The organism is Enterobacter sp. 01-M-03-SI-ECC, from assembly GCF_047530215.1.
In the GTDB taxonomy this organism is placed as follows: domain Bacteria; phylum Pseudomonadota; class Gammaproteobacteria; order Enterobacterales; family Enterobacteriaceae; genus Enterobacter; species Enterobacter chengduensis.
This window is the reverse complement of record NZ_JBLKDA010000006.1, coordinates 1-25156: the sequence shown is the minus strand read 5'-3', so window position 1 is coordinate 25156 and position 25156 is coordinate 1. Positions and strand designations below refer to the sequence as shown.

At 56.7% G+C, this 25156-nt stretch carries 20 protein-coding genes and 1 riboswitch; of the genes, 8 read left to right on the top strand and 12 right to left on the bottom strand.

Going from position 1 to position 25156, the window contains the following annotated elements; genetic code table 11:
- Window positions 1-122 precede the first annotated feature (122 nt).
- On the top strand, window positions 123-4151 hold the full coding sequence (gene rpoB / locus ACMWKK_RS07725; RefSeq protein WP_112780625.1) for a DNA-directed RNA polymerase subunit beta: 4029 nt from the start codon (window positions 123-125) through the stop codon (window positions 4149-4151).
- A gap of 76 nt (window positions 4152-4227) precedes the next feature.
- Window positions 4228-8451, top strand: coding sequence for a DNA-directed RNA polymerase subunit beta' (rpoC, locus tag ACMWKK_RS07720; RefSeq protein ID WP_032644499.1), 4224 nt, complete (start codon window positions 4228-4230; stop codon window positions 8449-8451).
- Between the two features lie 115 nt (window positions 8452-8566).
- Here rpoC and ACMWKK_RS07715 read toward each other — a convergent pair whose 3' ends face one another.
- The 10 genes from ACMWKK_RS07715 to rsd all read right to left on the bottom strand — a co-directional run bounded on the left by ACMWKK_RS07715 (window position 8567) and on the right by rsd (window position 17340).
- Window positions 8567-8884, bottom strand: a complete 318-nt coding sequence (locus tag ACMWKK_RS07715) for a PTS lactose/cellobiose transporter subunit IIA (protein ID WP_008503455.1) — start codon at window positions 8882-8884, stop codon at window positions 8567-8569.
- Window positions 8884-9192 (bottom strand): PTS sugar transporter subunit IIB, encoded by a 309-nt coding sequence (locus ACMWKK_RS07710; RefSeq protein ID WP_010425948.1) that lies wholly within the window; start codon window positions 9190-9192, stop codon window positions 8884-8886. Before ACMWKK_RS07710 ends, ACMWKK_RS07715 begins: the two co-directional genes overlap by 1 nt.
- A gap of 180 nt (window positions 9193-9372) precedes the next feature.
- Window positions 9373-10914 (bottom strand): sensor domain-containing diguanylate cyclase, encoded by a 1542-nt coding sequence (locus tag ACMWKK_RS07705; protein WP_045331771.1) that lies wholly within the window; start codon window positions 10912-10914, stop codon window positions 9373-9375.
- 336 nt (window positions 10915-11250) lie between these two features.
- A complete protein-coding gene (thiH, locus tag ACMWKK_RS07700; protein ID WP_112780624.1) occupies window positions 11251-12378 on the bottom strand; it encodes a 2-iminoacetate synthase ThiH in 1128 nt (375 codons plus the stop codon).
- Window positions 12375-13145: a thiazole synthase gene (thiG, locus tag ACMWKK_RS07695; protein WP_021242958.1), complete on the bottom strand. Its 771-nt coding sequence runs from the start codon at window positions 13143-13145 to the stop codon at window positions 12375-12377. The genes thiH and thiG overlap by 4 nt, the downstream gene beginning before the upstream one ends.
- A 1-nt stretch (window position 13146) precedes the next feature.
- A complete protein-coding gene (gene thiS, locus ACMWKK_RS07690) occupies window positions 13147-13347 on the bottom strand; it encodes a sulfur carrier protein ThiS (RefSeq protein ID WP_045331776.1) in 201 nt (66 codons plus the stop codon).
- On the bottom strand, window positions 13331-14086 hold the full coding sequence (thiF, locus tag ACMWKK_RS07685; protein WP_112780623.1) for a thiazole biosynthesis adenylyltransferase ThiF: 756 nt from the start codon (window positions 14084-14086) through the stop codon (window positions 13331-13333). Before thiF ends, thiS begins: the two co-directional genes overlap by 17 nt.
- On the bottom strand, window positions 14073-14714 hold the full coding sequence (gene thiE, locus ACMWKK_RS07680; RefSeq protein ID WP_112780622.1) for a thiamine phosphate synthase: 642 nt from the start codon (window positions 14712-14714) through the stop codon (window positions 14073-14075). The genes thiF and thiE overlap by 14 nt, the downstream gene beginning before the upstream one ends.
- Window positions 14714-16609 carry a phosphomethylpyrimidine synthase ThiC gene (gene thiC / locus ACMWKK_RS07675; protein ID WP_112780621.1) on the bottom strand — a complete coding sequence of 632 codons (1896 nt, stop codon included), beginning with the start codon at window positions 16607-16609 and terminating at the stop codon, window positions 14714-14716. The genes thiE and thiC overlap by 1 nt, the downstream gene beginning before the upstream one ends.
- A 79-nt stretch (window positions 16610-16688) precedes the next feature.
- Window positions 16689-16800, bottom strand: a riboswitch (TPP riboswitch).
- Between the two features lie 54 nt (window positions 16801-16854).
- Window positions 16855-17340, bottom strand: a complete 486-nt coding sequence (gene rsd, locus ACMWKK_RS07670) for a sigma D regulator (RefSeq protein WP_112780620.1) — start codon at window positions 17338-17340, stop codon at window positions 16855-16857.
- Between the two features lie 95 nt (window positions 17341-17435).
- Between rsd and nudC the strand changes: the two genes are divergently transcribed.
- The 6 genes from nudC to ACMWKK_RS07640 all read left to right on the top strand — a co-directional run bounded on the left by nudC (window position 17436) and on the right by ACMWKK_RS07640 (window position 21788).
- Window positions 17436-18209: an NAD(+) diphosphatase gene (nudC, locus tag ACMWKK_RS07665; RefSeq protein WP_045331786.1), complete on the top strand. Its 774-nt coding sequence runs from the start codon at window positions 17436-17438 to the stop codon at window positions 18207-18209.
- Between the two features lie 38 nt (window positions 18210-18247).
- Window positions 18248-19312 carry a uroporphyrinogen decarboxylase gene (gene hemE / locus ACMWKK_RS07660; RefSeq protein ID WP_112780619.1) on the top strand — a complete coding sequence of 355 codons (1065 nt, stop codon included), beginning with the start codon at window positions 18248-18250 and terminating at the stop codon, window positions 19310-19312.
- Between the two features lie 9 nt (window positions 19313-19321).
- On the top strand, window positions 19322-19993 hold the full coding sequence (gene nfi / locus ACMWKK_RS07655; protein WP_023309979.1) for a deoxyribonuclease V: 672 nt from the start codon (window positions 19322-19324) through the stop codon (window positions 19991-19993).
- A 41-nt stretch (window positions 19994-20034) separates the two neighbouring features.
- Window positions 20035-20625, top strand: a complete 591-nt coding sequence (locus ACMWKK_RS07650; RefSeq protein ID WP_008503468.1) for a YjaG family protein — start codon at window positions 20035-20037, stop codon at window positions 20623-20625.
- 186 nt (window positions 20626-20811) lie between these two features.
- Complete coding sequence (hupA, locus tag ACMWKK_RS07645; protein ID WP_002445246.1) at window positions 20812-21084, top strand: nucleoid-associated protein HU-alpha; 273 nt, start codon at window positions 20812-20814, stop codon at window positions 21082-21084.
- Window positions 21085-21095: 11 nt separating this feature from the next.
- On the top strand, window positions 21096-21788 hold the full coding sequence (locus ACMWKK_RS07640; RefSeq protein WP_045331791.1) for a DUF1481 domain-containing protein: 693 nt from the start codon (window positions 21096-21098) through the stop codon (window positions 21786-21788).
- A gap of 90 nt (window positions 21789-21878) precedes the next feature.
- Here ACMWKK_RS07640 and purD read toward each other — a convergent pair whose 3' ends face one another.
- Complete coding sequence (purD, locus tag ACMWKK_RS07635; protein ID WP_112780618.1) at window positions 21879-23171, bottom strand: phosphoribosylamine--glycine ligase; 1293 nt, start codon at window positions 23169-23171, stop codon at window positions 21879-21881.
- A gap of 15 nt (window positions 23172-23186) precedes the next feature.
- A complete protein-coding gene (gene purH / locus ACMWKK_RS07630; RefSeq protein ID WP_112780617.1) occupies window positions 23187-24776 on the bottom strand; it encodes a bifunctional phosphoribosylaminoimidazolecarboxamide formyltransferase/IMP cyclohydrolase in 1590 nt (529 codons plus the stop codon).
- Window positions 24777-25156: the final 380 nt, after the last annotated feature.

Below are 25156 nucleotides of genomic sequence, written 5' to 3'. Positions count from 1 at the left end.
TTAAGCGTGATAGCAACAGGTATTGCGGAAAGTATTCAATTTTCCGGTCCACAAAATGGTGTTGCACAAACTGTCCCTTCGTCGGACAGATGGGTCGACTTGTCAGCGAGCTGAGGAACCCTATGGTTTACTCCTATACCGAGAAAAAACGTATTCGTAAGGATTTTGGTAAACGTCCACAAGTTCTGGACATTCCATATCTCCTTTCTATCCAGCTTGACTCGTTCCAGAAGTTTATCGAGCAAGATCCTGAAGGGCAGTACGGTCTGGAAGCAGCCTTCCGCTCCGTGTTCCCGATTCAGAGCTACAGCGGTAACTCCGAGCTGCAGTACGTCAGCTACCGCCTTGGCGAACCGGTGTTTGACGTTCAGGAATGTCAGATCCGTGGCGTGACCTATTCCGCACCGCTGCGCGTAAAACTGCGTCTGGTGATCTACGAGCGCGAAGCGCCGGAAGGCACCGTAAAAGACATTAAAGAACAAGAAGTCTACATGGGTGAAATTCCACTCATGACAGACAACGGTACTTTCGTTATCAACGGTACTGAGCGTGTTATCGTTTCCCAGCTGCATCGTAGCCCGGGCGTCTTCTTCGACAGCGATAAAGGTAAAACACACTCTTCCGGTAAAGTACTGTATAACGCACGCATCATTCCTTACCGTGGTTCATGGCTGGACTTCGAGTTCGATCCGAAAGACAACCTGTTTGTCCGTATCGACCGTCGTCGTAAGCTGCCTGCAACCATCATTCTGCGTGCGCTGCAATACACCACTGAACAGATCCTGGACCTGTTCTTTGAGAAAGTGATCTTTGAAATCCGCGACAACAAGCTGCAGATGGAGCTGGTGCCGGAACGTCTGCGTGGTGAGACCGCGTCGTTCGACATCGAAGCCGACGGCAAAGTGTATGTGGAAAAAGGTCGCCGTATCACCGCGCGCCACATCCGCCAGCTGGAAAAAGATGATATCAAACTCATCGAAGTTCCGGTTGAGTACATTGCAGGAAAAGTAGCCGCGAAAGATTACGTTGATGAATCAACTGGCGAGCTGATCTGCCCGGCGAACATGGAGCTGAGCCTGGATCTGCTGGCTAAGCTGAGCCAGTCTGGCCACAAACGTATCGAAACGCTGTTCACCAACGATCTGGATCACGGTGCGTACATCTCTGAGACGCTTCGTGTCGACCCAACCACCGATCGTCTGAGCGCGCTGGTAGAAATCTACCGCATGATGCGCCCTGGTGAGCCACCAACTCGTGAAGCGGCTGAAAGCCTGTTCGAGAACCTGTTCTTCTCCGAAGACCGCTACGATCTGTCCGCGGTTGGTCGTATGAAGTTCAACCGTTCTCTGCTGCGCGACGAAATCGAAGGTTCCGGTATCCTGAGCAAAGACGACATCATCGAAGTGATGAAGAAGCTCATCGATATCCGTAACGGCAAAGGCGAAGTGGACGATATCGACCACCTCGGCAACCGTCGTATCCGTTCCGTAGGCGAAATGGCGGAAAACCAGTTCCGCGTTGGCCTGGTACGTGTAGAGCGTGCGGTGAAAGAGCGTCTGTCTCTGGGCGATCTGGATACCCTGATGCCTCAGGATATGATCAACGCCAAGCCGATTTCTGCAGCAGTGAAAGAGTTCTTCGGTTCCAGCCAGCTGTCTCAGTTCATGGACCAGAACAACCCGCTGTCTGAGATTACGCACAAACGTCGTATCTCTGCACTCGGCCCAGGCGGTCTGACCCGTGAACGCGCAGGCTTTGAAGTTCGAGACGTACACCCGACGCACTACGGTCGCGTATGTCCAATCGAAACGCCTGAAGGTCCAAACATCGGTCTGATCAACTCCCTGTCCGTGTACGCACAGACGAACGAATACGGTTTCCTCGAGACGCCGTACCGTAAAGTGACTGACGGTGTTGTAACCGACGAAATTCACTACCTGTCTGCTATCGAAGAAGGCAACTACGTTATCGCTCAGGCGAACTCCAACCTGGATGACGAAGGCCACTTTGTAGAAGATCTGGTTACCTGCCGTAGCAAAGGCGAATCCAGCTTGTTCAGCCGCGACCAGGTTGACTACATGGACGTATCCACCCAGCAGGTGGTATCCGTCGGTGCGTCCCTGATCCCGTTCCTGGAACACGATGACGCCAACCGTGCATTGATGGGTGCGAACATGCAACGTCAGGCCGTTCCAACTCTGCGCGCTGATAAGCCGCTGGTTGGTACCGGTATGGAACGTGCTGTTGCCGTTGACTCCGGTGTTACTGCGGTTGCTAAACGTGGCGGTACTGTTCAGTACGTCGACGCATCCCGTATCGTTATCAAAGTTAACGAAGACGAGATGTATCCGGGCGAAGCAGGTATCGACATCTATAACCTGACCAAATACACCCGTTCTAACCAGAACACCTGTATCAACCAGATGCCATGTGTGTCTCTGGGTGAGCCAGTTGAGCGCGGCGACGTGCTGGCAGACGGTCCGTCCACCGACCTCGGTGAACTGGCGCTCGGTCAGAACATGCGCGTAGCGTTCATGCCGTGGAACGGTTACAACTTCGAAGACTCCATCCTCGTCTCCGAGCGTGTGGTTCAGGAAGATCGTTTCACCACTATCCACATTCAGGAACTGGCATGTGTGTCCCGTGACACCAAGCTGGGGCCGGAAGAGATCACCGCTGACATCCCTAACGTGGGTGAAGCTGCGCTCTCCAAACTGGATGAATCCGGTATCGTTTATATCGGTGCGGAAGTGACCGGCGGCGACATTCTGGTTGGTAAGGTAACGCCGAAAGGTGAAACCCAGCTGACGCCAGAAGAGAAACTGCTGCGTGCTATCTTCGGTGAGAAAGCGTCTGACGTTAAAGACTCTTCTCTGCGCGTACCAAACGGTGTTTCCGGTACGGTTATCGACGTTCAGGTCTTCACTCGTGACGGCGTTGAGAAAGATAAGCGTGCGCTGGAAATCGAAGAGATGCAGCTCAAACAGGCTAAGAAAGACCTGTCTGAAGAACTGCAGATCCTCGAAGCGGGTCTGTTCAGCCGTATCTATGCGGTGCTGGTTGCCGGTGGCGTTGAAGCTGAGAAGCTCGACAAACTGCCACGCGATCGCTGGCTGGAACTGGGCCTGACCGACGAAGATAAACAGAATCAGCTGGAACAGCTGGCTGAGCAGTACGACGAACTGAAACACGAGTTCGAGAAAAAACTCGAAGCGAAACGCCGCAAAATCACTCAGGGCGACGATCTGGCACCAGGCGTGCTGAAGATTGTTAAGGTGTATCTGGCTGTTAAACGTCAGATCCAGCCTGGTGATAAGATGGCGGGTCGTCACGGTAACAAGGGTGTTATCTCTAAGATCAACCCGATCGAAGATATGCCGCACGATGCTAACGGTACGCCGGTAGATATCGTACTGAACCCGCTGGGCGTACCGTCTCGTATGAACATTGGTCAGATCCTGGAAACTCACCTGGGTATGGCTGCGAAAGGTATCGGCGACAAGATTAACGCCATGCTGAAACAGCAGCAGGAAGTCGCGAAACTGCGCGAATTCATCCAGCGTGCCTACGATCTGGGTACCGACGTGCGTCAGAAAGTCGACCTGAACACCTTCAGCGATGAAGAAGTGCTGCGTCTGGCAGAGAACCTGCGCAAAGGTATGCCAATTGCAACGCCGGTATTCGACGGTGCAAAAGAAGCTGAAATTAAAGAGCTGCTGCAACTGGGTGGTCTGCCAACGTCTGGTCAGATTACGCTGTTTGACGGCCGTACCGGTGAACAGTTCGAGCGTCCGGTAACCGTAGGTTACATGTACATGCTGAAACTGAACCACCTGGTCGACGACAAGATGCACGCTCGTTCTACCGGTTCTTATAGCCTGGTTACTCAGCAGCCGCTGGGTGGTAAGGCACAGTTCGGTGGTCAGCGCTTCGGGGAGATGGAAGTGTGGGCGCTGGAAGCATACGGCGCGGCATACACCCTGCAGGAAATGCTCACCGTTAAGTCTGATGACGTGAACGGTCGTACCAAGATGTATAAAAACATCGTGGACGGCAACCATCAGATGGAGCCGGGCATGCCAGAATCGTTCAACGTACTGTTGAAAGAGATTCGTTCGCTGGGTATCAACATCGAACTGGAAGACGAGTAATTCTCGCTCAAACAGGTCACTGGTGCCGGGTTAACCCCCGGCACCAGATTGTGCTAACTCCGACGGGAGCAAATCCGTGAAAGATTTATTAAAGTTTCTGAAAGCGCAGACTAAAACCGAAGAGTTTGATGCGATCAAAATTGCTCTGGCTTCGCCAGACATGATCCGTTCATGGTCTTTCGGTGAAGTTAAAAAGCCGGAAACCATCAACTACCGTACGTTCAAACCTGAGCGTGACGGCCTTTTCTGTGCGCGCATTTTCGGGCCAGTAAAAGATTACGAGTGCCTGTGCGGTAAGTACAAGCGCCTGAAACACCGTGGTGTGATCTGTGAGAAGTGCGGCGTTGAAGTGACCCAGACCAAAGTGCGTCGTGAGCGCATGGGCCACATCGAGCTGGCGTCTCCGACTGCTCATATCTGGTTCCTGAAATCTCTGCCGTCCCGTATCGGTCTGCTGCTGGATATGCCGCTGCGCGATATCGAACGTGTTCTGTACTTCGAATCTTATGTGGTTATCGAAGGCGGGATGACGAACCTGGAACGTCATCAGATCCTGACTGAAGAGCAGTATCTGGACGCGCTGGAAGAGTTCGGTGACGAATTCGACGCGAAGATGGGTGCGGAAGCTATTCAGGCCCTGCTGAAGAGCATGGATCTGGAGCAAGAGTGCGAGCAGCTGCGTGAAGAGCTGAACGAAACCAACTCCGAAACCAAACGTAAAAAGCTGACCAAGCGTATCAAACTGCTGGAAGCGTTCGTTCAGTCTGGTAACAAGCCAGAGTGGATGATCCTGACCGTTCTGCCGGTTCTGCCGCCAGATCTGCGTCCACTGGTTCCGCTGGATGGTGGTCGTTTCGCAACGTCGGATCTGAACGATCTGTATCGTCGCGTGATCAACCGTAACAACCGTCTGAAACGTCTGCTGGATCTGGCTGCGCCGGACATCATCGTACGCAACGAAAAACGTATGCTGCAGGAAGCGGTAGATGCCCTGCTGGATAACGGTCGTCGCGGTCGTGCGATCACCGGTTCTAACAAACGTCCTCTGAAATCTTTGGCCGACATGATCAAAGGTAAACAGGGTCGTTTCCGTCAGAACCTGCTCGGTAAGCGTGTTGACTACTCCGGTCGTTCTGTAATCACCGTAGGTCCATACCTGCGTCTGCATCAGTGCGGTCTGCCGAAGAAAATGGCACTGGAGCTGTTCAAACCGTTCATCTACGGCAAGCTGGAACTGCGTGGCCTGGCCACCACCATCAAAGCCGCGAAGAAAATGGTTGAGCGTGAAGAAGCTGTCGTTTGGGATATCCTGGACGAAGTTATCCGCGAACACCCGGTACTGCTGAACCGTGCGCCAACCCTGCACCGTTTGGGTATCCAGGCATTTGAGCCAGTCCTGATCGAAGGTAAAGCTATCCAGCTGCACCCGCTGGTTTGTGCGGCCTATAACGCCGACTTCGATGGTGACCAGATGGCTGTTCACGTACCGCTGACGCTGGAAGCCCAGCTCGAAGCGCGTGCGCTGATGATGTCTACCAACAACATCCTGTCTCCAGCGAACGGTGAGCCAATCATCGTTCCTTCTCAGGACGTTGTATTGGGTCTGTACTACATGACCCGTGACTGTGTTAACGCCAAAGGCGAAGGCATGGTGCTGACTGGCCCGAAAGAAGCTGAGCGTATTTATCGCGCCGGCCTGGCCTCTCTGCATGCGCGCGTTAAAGTGCGTATCACCGAATACGAAAAAGATGAAAACGGCGAGTTCGTTGCGAAAACCAGCCTGAAAGACACGACCGTTGGCCGTGCGATTCTGTGGATGATCGTACCGAAAGGTCTGCCTTTCTCCATCGTCAACCAGGCGCTGGGCAAGAAAGCGATCTCCAAAATGCTGAACACCTGTTACCGCATTCTGGGCCTGAAGCCGACCGTTATCTTCGCTGACCAGACTATGTACACCGGCTTTGCTTACGCTGCGCGCTCAGGTGCGTCCGTAGGTATCGACGACATGGTTATCCCAGAGAAGAAACACGAGATCATCTCTGAAGCGGAAGCTGAAGTTGCCGAGATCCAGGAGCAGTTCCAGTCTGGTCTGGTTACCGCGGGCGAACGCTATAACAAAGTTATCGATATCTGGGCCGCGGCGAACGATCGTGTATCCAAAGCGATGATGGATAACCTGCAGACCGAAACTGTCATTAACCGTGACGGCGTCGAAGAGCAGCAGGTTTCCTTCAACAGCATCTACATGATGGCCGACTCCGGTGCGCGTGGTTCCGCAGCACAGATTCGTCAGCTGGCAGGTATGCGTGGTCTGATGGCGAAGCCAGATGGCTCCATCATCGAAACGCCAATCACCGCGAACTTCCGTGAAGGTCTGAACGTACTCCAGTACTTCATCTCCACGCACGGTGCGCGTAAAGGTCTGGCGGATACCGCACTGAAAACAGCGAACTCCGGTTATCTGACGCGTCGTCTGGTTGACGTTGCGCAGGATCTGGTTGTGACCGAAGACGACTGCGGCACGCTGGAAGGTCTGGTGATGACCCCGGTTATCGAAGGTGGCGATGTTAAAGAGCCACTGCGCGACCGCGTTCTGGGTCGTGTGACCGCGGAAGACATTCTGAAGCCGGGTACGGCAGACATTCTGGTTCCACGCAACACGCTGCTGCACGAGCACTGGTGTGACCTGCTGGAAGCGAACTCTGTTGACTCCGTGAAAGTGCGTTCCGTTGTATCCTGTGACACCGACTTTGGTGTGTGTGCGCACTGCTATGGTCGTGACTTGGCGCGTGGCCACATCATCAACAAAGGTGAAGCCATCGGCGTTATCGCGGCACAGTCCATCGGTGAGCCGGGTACACAGCTGACGATGCGTACGTTCCACATCGGTGGTGCGGCATCTCGTGCGGCTGCTGAATCCAGCATCCAGGTGAAAAACAAAGGTAGCATCAAGCTCAGCAACGCGAAGTCTGTTGTTAACTCCGCAGGCAAGCTGGTTGTGACCTCTCGTAACACCGAGCTGAAGCTGATCGACGAATTCGGTCGTACCAAAGAGAGCTATAAAGTGCCTTACGGTGCGGTTATGGCGAAAGGTGATGGCGAGCAGGTTGCCGGCGGTGAAACCGTTGCAAACTGGGATCCGCACACCATGCCGGTTATCACCGAAGTAAGTGGTTTCATCCGCTTCACTGACATGATCGACGGCCAGACCATTACTCGTCAGACCGACGAGCTGACCGGTCTGTCATCTCTGGTGGTTCTGGATTCTGCTGAACGTACTACCGGCGGTAAAGATCTGCGTCCTGCACTGAAAATCGTTGATGCTCAGGGTAACGACGTTCTGATCCCGGGTACCGACATGCCTGCGCAGTACTTCCTGCCGGGTAAAGCGATCGTTCAGCTGGAAGATGGTGTTCAGATCGGTGCGGGTGATGCTCTGGCGCGTATTCCTCAGGAATCCAGCGGTACCAAGGACATCACCGGTGGTCTGCCACGTGTTGCGGACCTGTTCGAAGCACGTCGTCCGAAAGAGCCTGCAATCCTGGCTGAAATCAGCGGTATCATTTCCTTCGGTAAAGAGACCAAAGGTAAACGCCGTCTGGTTATCACCCCAGTAGATGGCAGCGAGCCGTACGAAGAGATGATTCCTAAGTGGCGTCAGCTCAACGTGTTCGAAGGTGAACGTGTAGAACGTGGTGACGTGGTTTCCGATGGTCCAGAAGCGCCGCACGACATTCTGCGTCTTCGTGGCGTACACGCGGTAACGCGTTACATCACCAACGAAGTGCAGGACGTTTACCGTCTGCAGGGCGTTAAGATTAACGATAAGCACATCGAAGTTATCGTTCGTCAGATGCTGCGTAAAGCAACCATCGAAAACGCGGGCAGCTCTGAGTTCCTGGAAGGCGAGCAGGTTGAATACTCACGCGTCAAGATCGCTAACCGCGAACTGGAAGCGAACGGCAAAATCGGTGCGACCTTCTCGCGCGATCTGCTGGGTATCACCAAAGCGTCTCTGGCAACCGAGTCCTTCATCTCTGCAGCATCGTTCCAGGAAACGACTCGTGTCCTGACCGAAGCCGCTGTTGCAGGTAAACGTGATGAACTGCGCGGTCTGAAAGAGAACGTCATCGTGGGTCGTCTGATCCCAGCCGGTACCGGTTATGCGTACCATCAGGATCGTATGCGTCGTCGTGCTGCGGGCGAACTGCCAGCTGCACCGCAGGTCACTGCTGAAGATGCATCCGCGAGCCTGGCAGAACTGCTGAACGCAGGTCTGGGCGGTTCCGACAACGAGTAATCGTTGATGCCCGGTGATGAAAATTACCGGGCATATGAATCGTAGTTTGGGTAAGCGTAGTGCCACCCGACAATAAAAAACCCGCCTCGGCGGGTTTTTTTACATCTGAATGTTTTCAATTCACCAGCGGGATCCGGCGATAAAGCTCAATCATATCCCCCGCCAGGTCCTGAATGACCATCGCGTTCATCAGGTGATCCTGTGAATGAACGGTGATCAGGTTAACCGGAAGTTTGCCGGTCCCTTCGTCAAGACCAATCAGCTGCGTCTGGATCGTGTGCGCATGCTTCACATATTCGCGCGACTCTTCCATTGCTTTTTCTGCTTCGTCAAACTCGCCTTTACGTGCCATCTGTAATGCCGTCAGGGCTGCACTGCGCGCCGCGCCTGCGTTGACCAGCAGTTCCATAATCGTGGTTTCTAAGTCTTCCATTATGACTCCAGAAGTTTGAGCGCTTTTTCCAGTACGGCATCGCCTTTCATCATGCCGTAATCCATCATGTCGATAACCGCGACCTTTTTACCCAACGGATCGGCCTGTGCCTGAAGTTTAGCCTGCTCGTATTTCACCTGTGGCCCCAGCAATACGATGTCGGCCGTCGCGATGTTGTCTTTAAACTCCGCAACCGGAACGGCTTTAATGGTGACTTCAACCCCTTTTTTCTGCGCGGCATCTTTCATACGTTGAACCAGCATGCTGGTTGACATTCCCGCTGCACAGCATAAAACGATGTTCTTCATAATCAGCCTCGATCTACATGTGTTTATTGATAATTATCCCGTGCAGACCGCTTCAACAACCGGTTTACCGCGATTGTGTGTCAGGCATCACAAAGAAACCGGCGATTTTCTGAAACCGGTTACAATTTTGCCTTATCAGGTACCCGGCCCGTGGAAACGGGCTGGGGGAAAGAGGGAAGATTAGCTGATGGAGGTTCGATTAATGCGGTTTTTGCCCTGCTGTTTGGCGCTGTAGAGGGCGTTATCTACGCTTCCGACAAATTGCTCCAGCGGTTCAAAATGCCACTCCCCAAGACCGCCGCTGAAGGTCACCCGCAGGTTCTCTTCCCGCCAGACGCGTTTTTCAACGGCGGTACGCCACGCTTCCAACAGTGATAGCGCGGAAGCTATCTGTTCAGCCTGGAAGATGACCGCAAACTCTTCGCCGCCGTAACGGTAAACCGAGACGTGATGTGGCTGCATGATCTGGATCCCTTCGCGGGCGACGTTGCGCAGAACGATATCGCCGGTCAGGTGGCCCAGCGTGTCGTTGATGGACTTGAAGTTATCAATGTCCACCAGCGCCATCGCGAAAGGCTGCTGGGCATTCAGCAGCTCCGCAACATCGCTATCGAACGCGCGGCGGTTTTTACAGCCGGTCAACGCATCGTGGGTGGCCTGCCGCACATAGGCCATCTCACGCTCTTTATTGGACTGGATGGTGTGGCTCAGCATCGCTTCCAGTCGCGGCGCCTCGCTGACGTCGCCGGTTTTGATGGCATTGATAATGTGCATCAGTACGCTACGCGAGGCGTGGCGGAGGTATAAGCCAAAGAGGATGATGATGATGGCCGCCAGCGCAAACCCCCAGCCAACGATCGTCGTTTCGTGGCGGGTGATATCGGTGAGCGTCTCACCGGATACCCGGTAGATCACAAACCAGTCCGGGTTAGTAAACGAGTAGTAGTAATACCAGGCGTTGGTTTTCTTGTCGTAAAGATGACCTTCGCCGCTGGTCATTTTGTCCATCAGCGCTTCGCTTACGTACTGCTTGAAGAGCGCGCCGGTATCCGGGTGAAGCACAACGGCGCCGTCGCGTTCGACGATGAAGAACTCCCCCTGAACGGGCGCCACCATCTGGCGCAGGGTATAGCCCATTGAAGTGAGATCGAGATGGAACGCGAGCGTGCCCTTCAGCCTGCCTTCTGGCGAAATCACTGGCTTATAAAGCGTAACCGTGGGGTGGCCCGTAAAGTAATCCATGTAGGGATGGGTATAGTGGCTGAAGATACTGGCTTCCGCCTGAGCGACAAACCACGGGCGCGCCCGGGGATCGAAGGTTTTGCTCTTCTCCGTGGGGAGCACTTCCGGTGCGCGGAGATAATGTCCCTGCGTGTCCGCCAGCGAAATGGAGGAGACGGTCGGCATCAGGTTCTGCAAATGCATCATCATCTGCAGCCCCTGCGACGGATTGACGTTAAGCGTCTCGTTTAGCCTGTCGTTGCGCGCAAAGTACATCGTGGATCGGCCCAGGATATAGTCGTTTTCACGCAGAATAGACTCGGTGTAGTTCACCGCCAGGTTGTGCGTGAAATTACTATTGATCTTATGATAATCCGCAAGGAAATCCTTCTGTTGCGAAAGCGTCACCGCGACCGCGATCACCGCAAAACTGCAGAGTATCCCCGCGAAGCTGAGCATAATGGGCCGGGTAAAAGAGAGCTTTTTGCTGTGAAGTGCCATGAGCTGTACATCGTTCCTGATGGTGAATACATGTCGTCTGCCGATATCCTCTCAGCATAGTCGCTGTCCTGCGGTTAGCGGTGAATTATACGACCCACGATTTCTGGCGAGATGATTTATCTTAAGAACCATTAAGAAAATACTTATTCAACCGGTTGATGCCGATGTGCAATGAGCAGGAGGCAGGGCGAAACGAGGAAGAAGCTTTTCGCCCTGGTCAGCATCCGTTGCTGACGGTGTGACAATAAAAAACCGGACGATCGCAGGCAATCATCCGGTTTTGCCTTTCCATACCGCCTCGACAATTTTTCTAGGGTGTTGCAGTGCGTTTCAGCGTCACTGCGAGGCTCTTCCCAGCCAGCTGTCCCAGTCTTTCCAGACCGGCTGAAGCCCCTGCGCCGTCAGGGCGGCGGCGACCGCTTCCGGGCGTCGTCCGTCATGCGGCGCAAACTGCTCCAGCTCCGGATGGTCGTCGGCGTAGCCGCCAGGCTGCGTCTTAGAAAACGCGCTGACGTTGTTAATCGCCAGCGGGATGACGCGATCGCGAAACGCCGGAGATTCGCGCGTTGAGAGCGATAATTCCACCTCCGGGGCGAGCAGGCGAAACGCGCAGATGGTTTGCACCAGCTGGCGTTCATCCATCAGTGAAGCCGGTTCAATCCCGCCCGCGCAGGGCCTCAGGCGCGGGAAGGAGATGGAATAACGGCTCTGCCAGTAGTGCTGCTGGAGCCACAGCAAATGTTCCGCCACCATGTAGCAATCCACCCGCCAGCTGTCGGAGAGCCCGATCAGCGCCCCGAGACCGATTTTGTCGATACCCGCGCGGCCCAGCCTGTCCGGCGTTTCCAGGCGGAAAAAGAAATCCTGTTTCTTGCCCTTCAGGTGATGCCGGGCGTACGTCGCCTCGTGGTAGGTTTCCTGGTAGACCATAACGCCGTCCAGACCGAGGGATTTCAATTCAGCGTACTCCTCCTGCAGCAGAGGCTGCACTTCCATCTGCAGCGACGCAAACCGGCGGCGAATGGCGGGAAGGTGCTGACGGAAATAGTCCATTCCCACTTTGCCCTGATGTTCACCCGTGACCAGCAGAAGATGTTCAAAACCCATTTCACGAATGGCCGCACACTCACGGGCAATTTCACCTTCATCGAGCGTTTTCCGCCTGATGCGGTTGCTCATGGAAAAACCGCAGTAGGTGCAGTCATTGGCGCACAGGTTTGAGAGATAAAGCGGCACGTAGAAGCTCACGGTGTTGCCAAAACGCTGCCGGGTGAGCCGCTGCGCCCGCTGGGCCATCGGTTCGAGGTACGCGCTGGCCGCCGGGGAGAGCAGGGCCATCAGATCTTCGCGGGTCAGATGGCGGGCATGCAGCGCGCGCTCCACGTCAGCCGCCGTCTTGCTGTTGATGCGCAGGGCAATGTCGTCCCAGCTAAGCTGCCGCCAGCGCTCGGTAAACGTGCTCATGAGATCGCCTCCAGAAAACCGGTCAGCGGGCTGGTGGCCTGCGCCTGAAAGCTGCGCGAGCCGGGGCCGGAGCCTCTTGCCAGCAGGCCGGCCTCGACGGCCAGACGGAACGCACGCGCCATCATGACCGGATCGTCGGCCACCGCGATGGCCGTGTTGACCAGCACCGCGTCGGCGCCCATCTCCAGCGCCTGCGCGGCGTGGCTGGGCACGCCAATCCCTGCATCAACCACCACCGGTACGGTCGCCTGCTCGATGATGATCTCCAGCATCGCGCGGGTTTCCAGCCCCTGGTTGGAGCCGATGGGGGCGCCCAGCGGCATGACGGCGGCGCAGCCGACCTCTTCCAGCCGTTTGCACAGCACGGGGTCAGCCCCGCAGTACGGCAGGACGGTAAACCCTTGCTGCACCAGCTTTTCAGCCGCTTTCAGCGTTTCGATCGGGTCCGGCAGCAGCCAGCGGGCGTCAGGATGAATTTCCAGCTTCAGCCAGCGCGTGCCGAGCGCCTCGCGGGCCAGCTGCGCGGCAAAAATTGCCTCTTCGGCCGTTTTGGCGCCGGAGGTGTTGGGCAACAGCGTGACGCCTGCCTCCAGCAGCGGCGCCAGAATAGCGTCGCTGTGGTGGCGCAGATCCACGCGCTTGAGCGCCAGCGTCACCAGCTGGCTTCCGCTTTCACGAATGGCCTCCACCATCAGCTGCGGCGAGGCGAATTTCCCGGTTCCAGTAAACAGATGTGAATCAAAGACTTTGTCGGCAATACGTAACATCTCAGCCCCCTGCGATAACCTGAAACAGCAGGATCTGGTCGCCTTCATTGACCTGCTGATGTTCCCACTGCTCGCGCGGCAGGATCTGTTGATTGAGCGCCAGCGCCGTTCCCGGCTTGAGCTGGCGCAGCTTGTCGAGCAGTACCGCAACGGTCAACCCGTCGTCGCATTTCATCGGCTCATCGTTAAACAGAATGCGCATCGCGGCCTCCGCATACCGGGCAGCGGCTGGCAGGGTGCAGCGCCAGATGGCGCCAGCCATTGGAGCGGGCATCAAACAGCCGCAGCGTGTTACGTTCCGTCTCCATGCCGCTGAGCAGCTTGATGGCTTCCAGCGCCTGCAGGGTGCCCATCACGCCGACTACCGGACCCAGAACGCCCGCCGTGCGGCAGTTGCGCGCCGGTTCGGCATCATCCGGCCACAGGCAGCGATAGCAGCCCTGCGTCCACGGCGGGGTGAGGACCATCATCTGCCCGCCGAACCCCACCGCGCTGGCGGTGATAAGTGGCGTATTCGCTGCCACACAGGCGGCGTTAACCGCCTGGCGCGTCGCCATGTTGTCCGTGCAGTCCAGCACCACGTCGGCCAGAGCGACCTCACGGTGCAGGCTTTCACCGCTGAGCCGCTCCTGCAGGGCAATCAGCGCGATATCCGGGTTGAGCTGGTTCAGACGCTGCCGGGTGATTTCCGCCTTCGGCCGGTTGATATCCTCGGTGGTAAAGAGGATTTGTCGCTGCAGGTTGCTGAGGTGGACCTCGTCGTCGTCGGCCAGCACCAGCGTGCCGATGCCCGCGCCTGCCAGATAGAGCGCGGCGGGCGCGCCTAATCCGCCCAGACCGACAATCAGCACCCGGCTGGCGAGCAGCTTTTGCTGTCCGTCGATGGCGATATCTTCCAGCAGGATCTGACGGCTGTAGCGCATAAAATCACGATCGTTCATCGCCCGCTCCTGCCAGCTGCAACAGCTGTTGAGTGGCGAGCCGCCAGTCTGCGGCCTGTGTGATGGCGCTGACGACGGCGATGCTGCCGACCCCGGTCTCCAGCACCGCCGGGGCGCGTTCAAGGCTAATGCCGCCAATGGCAACGGTGGGGTAATCGGCAAGGCGTTTAACGTGGCTCGCCAGCTGCGTCAGCCCCTGCGGCGCGGAGGGCATCTGCTTGGTTTGCGTCGGGAAGACGTGGCCCAGCGCGATGTAAGAGGGACGGGCCGCGAGGGCCACGTCGATCTCCATGTCATCGTGCGTTGACACGCCCAGCCGTAATCCGGCTTCGCGGATGGCGCTGAGATCCGTTGTTTCCAGGTCCTCCTGACCCAGATGCACGCCGTAAGCACGGTGCTTAACGGCCAGCCGCCAGTAGTCGTTGATAAACAGGCGGGCATGGTAGCGTCGCCCCAGCGCGATGGCGGCAATCACATCGGCTTCCACCTCGTCATCGCGTTTATCCTTGATGCGCAGCTGGAGGGTGCGAACGCCAGCCTCCAGCAGGCGTTCAATCCACGCCACGCTGTCCACCACCGGATAGAGCCCTAAACGGTAGGGGACGGACGGGAAATCGGGCTGGTACATTACGCCTCCTCTTTTTTAAGATAGATTTCGCCGCCTTTGGCGCGGAACGTTTCTGACATGTCCGCCATACCCACTTCAATGGTTTGCGCGGCGGCGTAGTCGCGTACCTCCTGGCTGATTTTCATCGAGCAGAACTTCGGCCCGCACATGGAGCAGAAGTGGGCGACTTTGCCCGATTCCTGCGGAAGGGTCTCGTCGTGGTAGGCGCGGGCGGTGAATGGGTCCAGCGCCAGGTTGAACTGGTCTTCCCAGCGGAACTCAAAGCGCGCTTTGGACATGGCGTTATCGCGGATTTGCGCCCCCGGGTGGCCTTTCGCCAGATCCGCCGCGTGGGCAGCAATTTTGTAGGTAATCAGCCCCTGCTTCACGTCCTCTTTGTTCGGCAGGCCGAGATGCTCTTTCGGCGTCACGTAGCAGAGCATGGCGCAGCCGAACCAGCCGATCATTGCTGCGCCAATCCCGGAGGTGAAGTGGTCATAGCCCGGCGCAATATCGGTGGTCAACGGCCCCAGGGTGTAGAACGGCGCTTCATGGCAGTGCTCCAGCTCCTCGGTCATGTTGCGGCGGATCATCTGCATCGGCACGTGTCCCGGACCTTCAATCATCACCTGCACGTCATACTCCCAGGCGATTTTGGTCAGCTCGCCCAGCGTGTGCAGCTCGGCAAACTGCGCTTCGTCGTTGGCGTCGCGAATGGATCCCGGACGCAGGCCGTCGCCCAGCGACAGGGAGACATCGTACGCGGCGCAGATTTCGCAAATTTCGCGGAAGTGTTCGTAGAGGAAGTTTTCCTGATGATGGGACAGGCACCACTTCGCCATGATGGAACCGCCGCGCGAGACGATGCCGGTCAGACGCTTCGCGGTCATCGGCACATAGCGCAGCAGCACGCCCGCGTGAATGGTGAAGTAGTCCACGCCCTGTTCAGCCTGCTCCAGCAGCGTGTCGCGGAACGCCTCCCAGGTGAGGTCTTCGGCAATGCCGTTGACCTTCTCCAGCGCCTGATAAATCGGGACGGTGCCAATCGGTACCGGGCTATTACGCAGGATCCACTCGCGGGTTTCATGAATATAGCGGCCGGTGGAGAGGTCCATTACCGTGTCCGCGCCCCAGCGCGTGGACCAGACCAGCTTTTCCACCTCTTCCTCGATGGAGGAGGTGACGGCCGAGTTACCGATGTTCGCATTGACCTTCACCAGGAAGTTGCGGCCGATAATCATCGGCTCGGATTCCGGGTGGTTGATGTTGGCGGGGATAATCGCGCGGCCAGCGGCCACTTCGTCACGCACAAACTGCGGCGTGATGTTCTCCGGCAGGCGAGCGCCAAAGCCTTCTCCCGGATGCTGGTAGCGCAGTACTTCGCTGCGGATGCGCTCGCGGCCCATGTTTTCGCGGATGGCGATGAACTCCATCTCCGGCGTGACGATGCCCTGGCGGGCGTAGTGCAGCTGGGTCACACGCTTGCCCGCTTTGGCGCGTTTTGGCGTCAGCAGGCCGGTAAAGCGCAGCGCGTCCAGACCGTCGTCGGCCAGGCGTTCATTGGTATACGCAGAACTGCGCACGCTCAGCGCTTCGCAGTCCTTACGCGCGTCAATCCACGGCTGGCGGAGCTTTGCCAGACCCTGCTGCACGTTGATGGCAACGTCAGGGTCGCCGTACGGCCCGGAGGTGTCATACACCGGCACGGCCTCGTTCTCTTCATACTGCGGGTTATCCTTGCTGCCGCCGATAAGCGTCGGGCTGAGCTGGATTTCGCGCATCGGGACGCGGATATCGGCCTGCGAGCCGGAAATGTAGATGCGTTTCGAGTTAGGGAAAGCGGTGCCTTCCAGGGTGTCGATGAAGTGTTGGGCCTGTGCGCGCTGTTCGCGGCGGGTCAGTTTTGCAGTAGACATAGCTCATTCCAAAAGTGAAGGACATGGCTTGTCAGACGACGGATGAAGCAAGAGAGGATCGCCCGGGGGGCGATACAACAGCAGTGTGACTCTTGTTCCCTTCGCAGGTATTAGCCTGATCAGGTTCCGCGGATCCCGAATTAACGGTCTCAGCCCGCGCGTTTAAGCGCTGGGCACTCCGACAAGAAAAATCCCCCTCGTGAGAGGGGCGAATGGTTGTAAATTACTCGTTAACGATTAAGAACTCAAGCCGGGCGCGCGATGTTATCTTCGGGGCTGGCATCCAGGACAAGGCTAATCAGCTTATCTTCCAGCGTGAACCGCTCTTCCAGCGCTTCCCCAAGGTCGGAAAGCGCCCGCTGGAACTCAAGATAGTTGTCGTGATCGATGGCGTTCTCAAGCGTGGAATCATAGTAATCCATGATCTGCTGGGTGTTGGCTTCCAGCAGCGGATAGAGTTTGCTGGCCGCTAAATACGGCGCTGTCCCTTCCATTTCACGGATAATGCGTTCATAAATATTGAAATGGCCGTCGGACAGATAGTCGACCAGGCCCTGGCAAAAATCATCCAGCGCTTTTTCATTCAGCCGCATAAACGATTCTTTGCCAGGCTTAATGCCGACCAGATTGTAATAAGCGACGAGTAGATGCTTGCGCACATGAAGCCAGCGATCCACCAGTTTGTTACTTCCTCTAACGCGCTCAGTCAGGTTTTCCAGCTGGTTTAACATGGTCGACTCCGCAAAGTGTAGGATTGAATCTGCTTATCCAGAATGTAACCACAATGCTAACAACATGTCAGTGAAGCGAAGGTAGTGCAATAGATATGGATCGTATTATTGAAAAATCAGATCTGGGTTGGTGGATCGTCAGCCACGAACAAAAATTATGGTTGCCCGGTGGAGAACTGCCCTACGGCGCGGCGGAAACGTTCGACCTCGTGGGCCAGCCAGGGCTGAAGATCGGCGAGTGGCAGGGGGAACCCGTGTGGTTGATCCAGCAAGCGCGCCGTCAGGATATGGGATCGGTGCGACAGGTGCTGGATCTGGACGTTGGGCTGTTCCAGCTGGCGGGGCGCGGCGTGCAGCTGGCGGAGTTTTACCGCTCGCATAAATTCTGCGGCTACTGCGGCCATACCATGCGTCCGAGCAAAACCGAGTGGGCAATGCTTTGCAGCCACTGCCGCGAGCGCTACTACCCGCAGATTGCGCCGTGCATTATCGTCGCTATCCGCCGGGAGGATTCCATCCTGCTGGCGCAGCACACCCGCCATCGCAACGGCGTTCACACCGTGCTGGCCGGCTTCGTCGAGGTGGGCGAAACGCTGGAGCAGGCGGTGGCGCGCGAGGTGATGGAGGAGAGCGGGATCAAAGTGAAGAACCTGCGCTACGTCACCTCCCAGCCGTGGCCGTTCCCGCAGTCGCTGATGACGGCCTTTATGGCCGAATACGATAGCGGTGAAATCGTTATCGACCAGAAAGAGCTGCTCGACGCGAACTGGTATCGCTACGACGATTTACCCCTGTTACCTCCGCCGGGTACCGTGGCGCGTCGGCTGATAGAAGATACCGTGGCGATGTGTCGGGCCGAGTATGAGTAGTGTTACACTGGGGCCATGACGCTTAAGGAACTGCAAAAATGACCGAACTGAAGAACGATCGTTATCTGCGTGCGCTGCTGCGCCAGCCCGTTGATGTCACCCCGGTGTGGATGATGCGCCAGGCGGGACGCTATCTGCCAGAGTACAAAGCCACGCGCGCGCAGGCGGGCGATTTTATGTCGCTGTGCAAAAACGCCGAGCTGGCCTGTGAAGTGACGCTCCAGCCGCTGCGCCGCTTCCCGCTGGATGCGGCGATCCTCTTCTCGGATATTTTGACCATTCCGGATGCCATGGGCCTTGGCCTGTACTTCGAAACCGGTGAAGGCCCGCGCTTCACTTCTCCGATTAAAAGCAAAGCCGACGTGGACAAGCTGCCGATCCCCGATCCGGAAGGCGAACTGGGCTACGTGATGAACGCCGTGCGCACCATTCGCCGCGAGCTGAAAGGCGACGTGCCGCTGATTGGCTTCTCCGGTAGCCCGTGGACGCTGGCCACCTACATGGTTGAAGGGGGCAGCAGCAAAGCGTTCACCAAAATCAAAAAGATGATGTACGCCGAGCCGCTGGCTCTGCACGCGCTGCTCGACAAGCTGGCGAAGAGCGTCACCCTCTACCTGAACGCGCAGATTAAAGCCGGTGCGCAGTCGGTGATGATTTTCGATACCTGGGGCGGCGTGCTGACCGGGCGCGACTATCAGCAGTTCTCCCTGTACTACATGCATAAAATCGTCGACGGCCTGCTGCGTGAGAACGAAGGTCGCCGCGTGCCGGTAACGCTGTTCACCAAAGGTGGCGGCCAGTGGCTGGAAGCGATGGCGGCAACCGGCTGCGACGCGCTGGGTCTCGACTGGACCACCGATATTGCCGATGCCCGCCGCCGCGTGGGTGACAAAGTGGCGCTGCAGGGCAACATGGACCCGTCCATGCTCTACGCGCCGCCAGCCCGTATTGAAGAAGAAGTGTCGACTATACTGTCTGGTTTCGGCCAGGGGGAAGGCCACGTCTTTAACCTCGGCCACGGTATTCATCAGGATGTACCGCCAGAGCACGCAGGCGTATTTGTGGAGGCGGTGCATCGGCTTTCTGCCCAGTATCACCAGTAAGGAGTGATTATGGATCTCGCGTCGCTACGCGCTCAACAAATCGAACTGGCTTCATCGGTGATCCGCGAGGATCGTCTGGATAAAGATCCTCCGCAGTACATTGGCGGAGCCGACGTCGGGTTCGAGCAGGGTGGGGAAGTGACGCGAGCGGCGATGGTGGTCCTGAAATACCCTTCGCTTGAGCTGGTGGAGTACAAGGTCGCGCGTATCGCCACCACCATGCCGTACATTCCGGGCTTTCTCTCCTTCCGCGAATATCCCGCGCTGCTGGCCGCGTGGGAGCAACTCTCGCAAAAACCTGACCTGCTGTTTGTCGATGGACACGGTATTTCGCACCCGCGCCGTTTAGGCGTTGCCAGCCACTTTGGGCTGCTGGTGGATGTGCCGACCATCGGCGTCGCCAAGAAGCGCCTGTGCGGCGCGTTTGAACCGCTTTCCGCCGAGCCGGGTGCGCTGGCGCCGCTTATCCATAAAGGTGAGCAGCTGGCGTGGGTCTGGCGCAGCAAGGCACGCTGTAACCCGCTCTTTATTGCCACCGGGCACCGGGTGAGCATGGACAGCGCGCTGGCGTGGGTGCAGCGCTGCATGAAGGGCTACCGCTTGCCGGAGCCGACGCGCTGGGCAGACGCCGTCGCCTCTTCGCGCCCGGCTTTTGTTCGTTGGCAGGAAATTCAGCGATGATTCAGGTAAACTGCGCCTAATTTTCGATTCGAGAGATCATCATGCTACAAAACCCGATTCACCTGCGCCTTGAAAAGCTGGAAAGCTGGCAGCACGTCACCTTTATGGCTTGCCTGTGCGAGCGCATGTATCCCAACTACGCCGCGTTCTGCAAGCAGACGGGCTTTGGTGATGGCCATATCTACCGCCGCATTCTGGATCTGATCTGGGAAACGCTGACGGTGAAAGACGCAAAGGTGAACTTCGACTCCCAGCTGGAAAAGCTGGAAGAGGCGATTCCGGTGGCGGATGATTTTGACCTGTACGGCGTCTACCCGGCGATCGATGCCTGCGTGGCGTTAAGCGAACTGCTCCACTCTCGCCTGAGCGGTGAGACGCTGGAGCACGCGATTGAAGTCAGTAAGGCATCTATTACCACCGTCGCGATGCTGGAAATGACCCAGGAAGGCCGGGAGATGACCGACGAAGAGCTGCGCGCGAACCCGGCGGTTGAGCAAGAATGGGACATTCAGTGGGAGATTTTCCGCCTGCTGGCAGAGTGTGAAGAACGCGATATTGAGCTGATAAAAGGGCTACGCGCGGACTTGCGGGAGGCCGGTGAGAGCAATATTGGTATAATTTTTAACCAATGAGTTAAGAAAACTTGAGATAACGCCCGTTTTGTCGCTCCTCGACTCTTCCCTTTCGCCCCTTGTCTGGTCTACATTTGGGGGGCGAATAAAAGTGGCTATCGGTGCGTGTATGCAGGAGAGTGCTTTTTTGGCATTTTCGTCGCACTCGATGCTTAGCAAGCGATAAACACATTGAAAGGATAACTTATGAACAAGACTCAACTGATTGATGTAATTGCGGACAAGGCTGATCTGTCTAAAGTGCAGGCTAAAGCTGCTCTGGAATCTACCCTGGCTGCTATTACTGAGTCTCTGAAAGAAGGTGATGCTGTACAACTGGTTGGTTTCGGTACCTTCAAAGTGAACCACCGCGCTGAGCGTACTGGCCGCAACCCGCAGACCGGTAAAGAAATCAAAATCGCCGCAGCTAACGTGCCGGCATTTGTTTCTGGTAAAGCACTGAAAGACGCTGTTAAGTAAGACGCGTGGCAGTGAACAGTTTTAGCGAAGGGGCGGTAACGCCCCTTTTGTCTTTCTGGCGTGGAACGCTTGCGCTGGCAGGCATGCTGCTGCTGTCAGCCTGTAGCCACGATACCTCCCTGCCGCCGTTTACCGCCAGCGGTTACGCGGACAACCAGGGCGCGGTCAGGATCTGGCGTAAAGATTCCGGCGGTGAAGTGCATCTGCTTTCTGCCTTCAGTCCGTGGCATAACGGCAATACGTCGACGGCGGAATATCGCTGGCAGGGAGATGACCTGTCGCTGATTGAACTGAATGTCTACAGCAAGACCCCGGAACACGTGAAAGTGCGTTTTGACGACCATGGCGAGCTGAGCTTTATGCAGCGCGAAGTCAGCGGTCAAAAACAGCAGCTTTCCAGCGATCAAATCGCCCTCTACCGTTATCGTGCCGAACAAATCCGCCAGACCAGCGATGCGCTTCGTCTGGGGCGCGTCGTGCTGCGCCAGGGGCGCTGGCATGCCGATGGGACGGTAACCACCTGCGAAGGACAAACGGTGAAGCCTGAGCTTGAGTCCTGGGCGACCGAACACATTCAACGCCGTCAGCGTCATTCATCACTGGAGGTGAGTGTAGCGTGGCTTGAAGCGCCGGAAGGCTCTCAACTGCTGCTGGTGGCGAACGAAGACTTCTGCACATGGCAGCCGACAGAAAAGAGTTTCTGAGTTCTGTGCATTAAGCCGGATGGCGCTAACGCTTATCCGGCCTACGAACGATCCCCTCTCCTCTTGGGAGAGGGTTAGAGTGAGGGGGAATTACTCGCCCTGCTCGCGGGCAATCGCGCGATAGCCGATATCCTGACGGCTAAAGCTGCCGTTCCAGTGAATATCCGCCATCAGCGCATAGGCGCGTTTCTGCGCTTCTGCCACGGTATGGCCCAGCGCGGTCGCACACAGTACGCGTCCGCCGTTGGTCAGGACGCGATCGTCCTCAGCCAGCTTCGTACCTGCGTGGAACACCTTCGCACCGTCAATCTCTTCCAGCGGCAGACCGTGGATCTCATCACCTGTGCTGTAGTTGCCCGGATACCCACCCGCAGCAATCACCACGCCCAGAGACGCACGCTCGTCCCACTCTGAGGTTTTCTCATCGAGTTTGCCGTCGCAGGCGGCCAGGCACAGATCAACAAGGTCGGATTTCATGCGCAGCATGATGGGCTGCGTTTCCGGATCGCCAAAGCGGCAGTTGAATTCGATAACCTTAGGGTTGCCCTGCTTGTCGATCATCAGGCCCGCATAAAGGAAACCGGTGTAGGTATTACCTTCCGCCGCCATGCCCTTCACGGTAGGCCAGATGATGCGATCCATGGTGCGCTGGTGGACTTCGTCAGTCACGACCGGCGCAGGGGAGTAAGCGCCCATCCCACCGGTATTCGGACCGGTATCGCCATTGCCCACGCGCTTGTGGTCCTGGCTGGTGGCCATCGGCAGAACGTGCTCGCCGTCGACCATCACGATAAAGCTCGCTTCTTCACCGTCGAGGAACTCTTCGATCACGATACGGTGGCCCGCGTCGCCAAAAGCGTTACCTGCCAGCATATCCTGAACCGCGGCTTCCGCTTCTTCGAGCGTCATCGCGACGATCACGCCTTTACCGGCGGCCAAACCGTCGGCCTTGATCACAATCGGCGCGCCTTTTTCACGCAGGTAAGCCAGCGCGGGCTCCACTTCTGTGAAGTTCTGATATTCCGCCGTCGGGATGTGATGACGTGCGAGGAAATCTTTGGTGAAGGCTTTGGAGCCTTCCAGCTGAGCTGCACCTTCCGTTGGGCCGAAGATTTTCAGGCCCGCGGCGCGGAATGCATCCACCACGCCAATCACCAGCGGCGCTTCCGGGCCGACGATGGTCAGGTCGATTTTCTCGCTCTGGGCAAAGCTCAGCAGCGCCGGAATGTCCGTCACGCCAATAGCCACGTTCTGCAGCGCGGGTTCCAGCGCGGTGCCGGCGTTGCCCGGTGCCACGAAAACCGTTTTTACCAGCGGAGACTGCGCCGCTTTCCACGCCAGAGCATGCTCGCGTCCACCGTTACCAATGACTAATACTTTCATTTTCTGCTCCGGGAATTAATGGCGGAAGTGACGCATGTCGGTGAAGATCATCGCAATGCCGTGTTCGTCGGCTGCGGCAATCACTTCGTCGTCGCGGATGGAACCACCTGGCTGGATCACACAGGTAATGCCTACGGCAGCCGCCGCGTCGATACCGTCACGGAACGGGAAGAAGGCGTCAGAAGCCATGGCGGAGCCTTTGACTTCCAGACCTTCATCGCCTGCTTTAATACCCGCGATTTTCGCCGAGTAAACGCGGCTCATCTGGCCTGCGCCTATCCCGATGGTCATGTTCTCTTTGGCGTAGACGATGGCATTGGATTTCACGAACTTGGCAACTTTCCAGCAGAACAGCGCGTCACGCAGCTCCTGTTCTGTCGGCTGACGCTTAGTGACGACGCGCAGGTCGGCTTCGGTCACCATCCCCAGGTCGCGATCCTGAACCAGCAGACCGCCGTTCACGCGCTTGAAGTCCAGGCCCGGCACGCGTTCTGCCCACTGGCCGCAAACCAGTACGCGCACGTTCTGTTTCGCCGCGGTGATTTTCAGCGCCTCTTCGGAGGCCGATGGCGCGATGATCACTTCAACAAACTGGCGGGAGATAATGGCCTGAGCCGTTTCAGCATCCAGCTCGCGGTTGAAGGCGATAATGCCGCCGAACGCGGAGGTCGGGTCGGTTTTGTAGGCGCGATCGTAAGCGTCCAGAATAGAGGTGCTTACCGCGACGCCGCATGGGTTGGCATGCTTGACGATAACGCAGGCCGGCTCGCTGAATTCTTTCACGCATTCCAGCGCGGCGTCGGTGTCGGCAATGTTGTTATAGGAGAGCGCTTTGCCCTGAACCTGCTGGGCAGTTGCAACAGAGGCTTCTTTCACCTCTTCTTCTATATAGAAGGCTGCCTGCTGGTGGCTGTTCTCACCGTAACGCATATCCTGCTTCTTAATGAAGTTCAGGTTCAACGTACGCGGGAAGCGGCCGGAAGGCTCTTTGCTTTCACCGTGGTAGGCCGGCACCAGGCTACCGAAGTAGTTGGCGATCATGCTGTCGTACGCGGCGGTGTGTTCAAAGGCTTTGATGGCGAGGTCGAAACGCGTTTCCAGGGTCAGTGACCCTTCGTTGGCATCCATCTCATTAATAATGGTTTCGTAATCGCTGCTCTTCACCACGATAGCCACATCTTTATGATTCTTGGCCGCGGAGCGCACCATGGTCGGACCGCCGATATCAATATTCTCTACGGCATCTTCAAGAGAACAGCCTTCGCGGGCAACGGTCTGGGCGAATGGGTAGAGGTTAACAACCACCATGTCGATTGGCGCGATGTCGTGCTGCTCCATAATCCCGTCGTCCTGACCGCGACGGCCAAGAATACCGCCGTGCACTTTTGGATGCAGGGTTTTGACGCGTCCATCCATCATTTCCGGGAAACCGGTGTAATCGGACACTTCGGTAACCGGCAGGCCTTTCTCTGCTAACAGGCGAGCGGTACCGCCTGTGGAAAGCAGCTCCACACCGCGTGCGGAAAGTGCCTGAGCGAATTCGACGATACCGGCTTTATCAGAAACACTGAGCAGAGCGCGGCGGACTGGACGACGTTGTTGCATGGTAAATCCCCTGGATTTCACGATTACAGAGAGCGTTAGATGAATTTTCCTGTGAAAAACTCATCTAACACACCTGACGAGGCATCCTTGTTAAGCGCGAGCATTTTAACGAAAACGTTTGCGCAACGCTCGCACATTTTCACTTTTTCGTATCATTGTGGATAAGTCTGTGTGTAAAAAGGTATAAGGCGGGGTTTTGCTGTGGAATGCAGCAGTCAGTCATTTTTCTGTCATTTAGCGGTTGCGGCCCGCTGAGAACTCCCTATAATGCGCCTCCATCGACACGGCGGATGTGAATCACTTCACACAAACAGCCGGTTCGGTTGAAGAGAAAAAATCCTGAAATAACGGGTTGACTCTGAAAGAGGAAAGCGTAATAT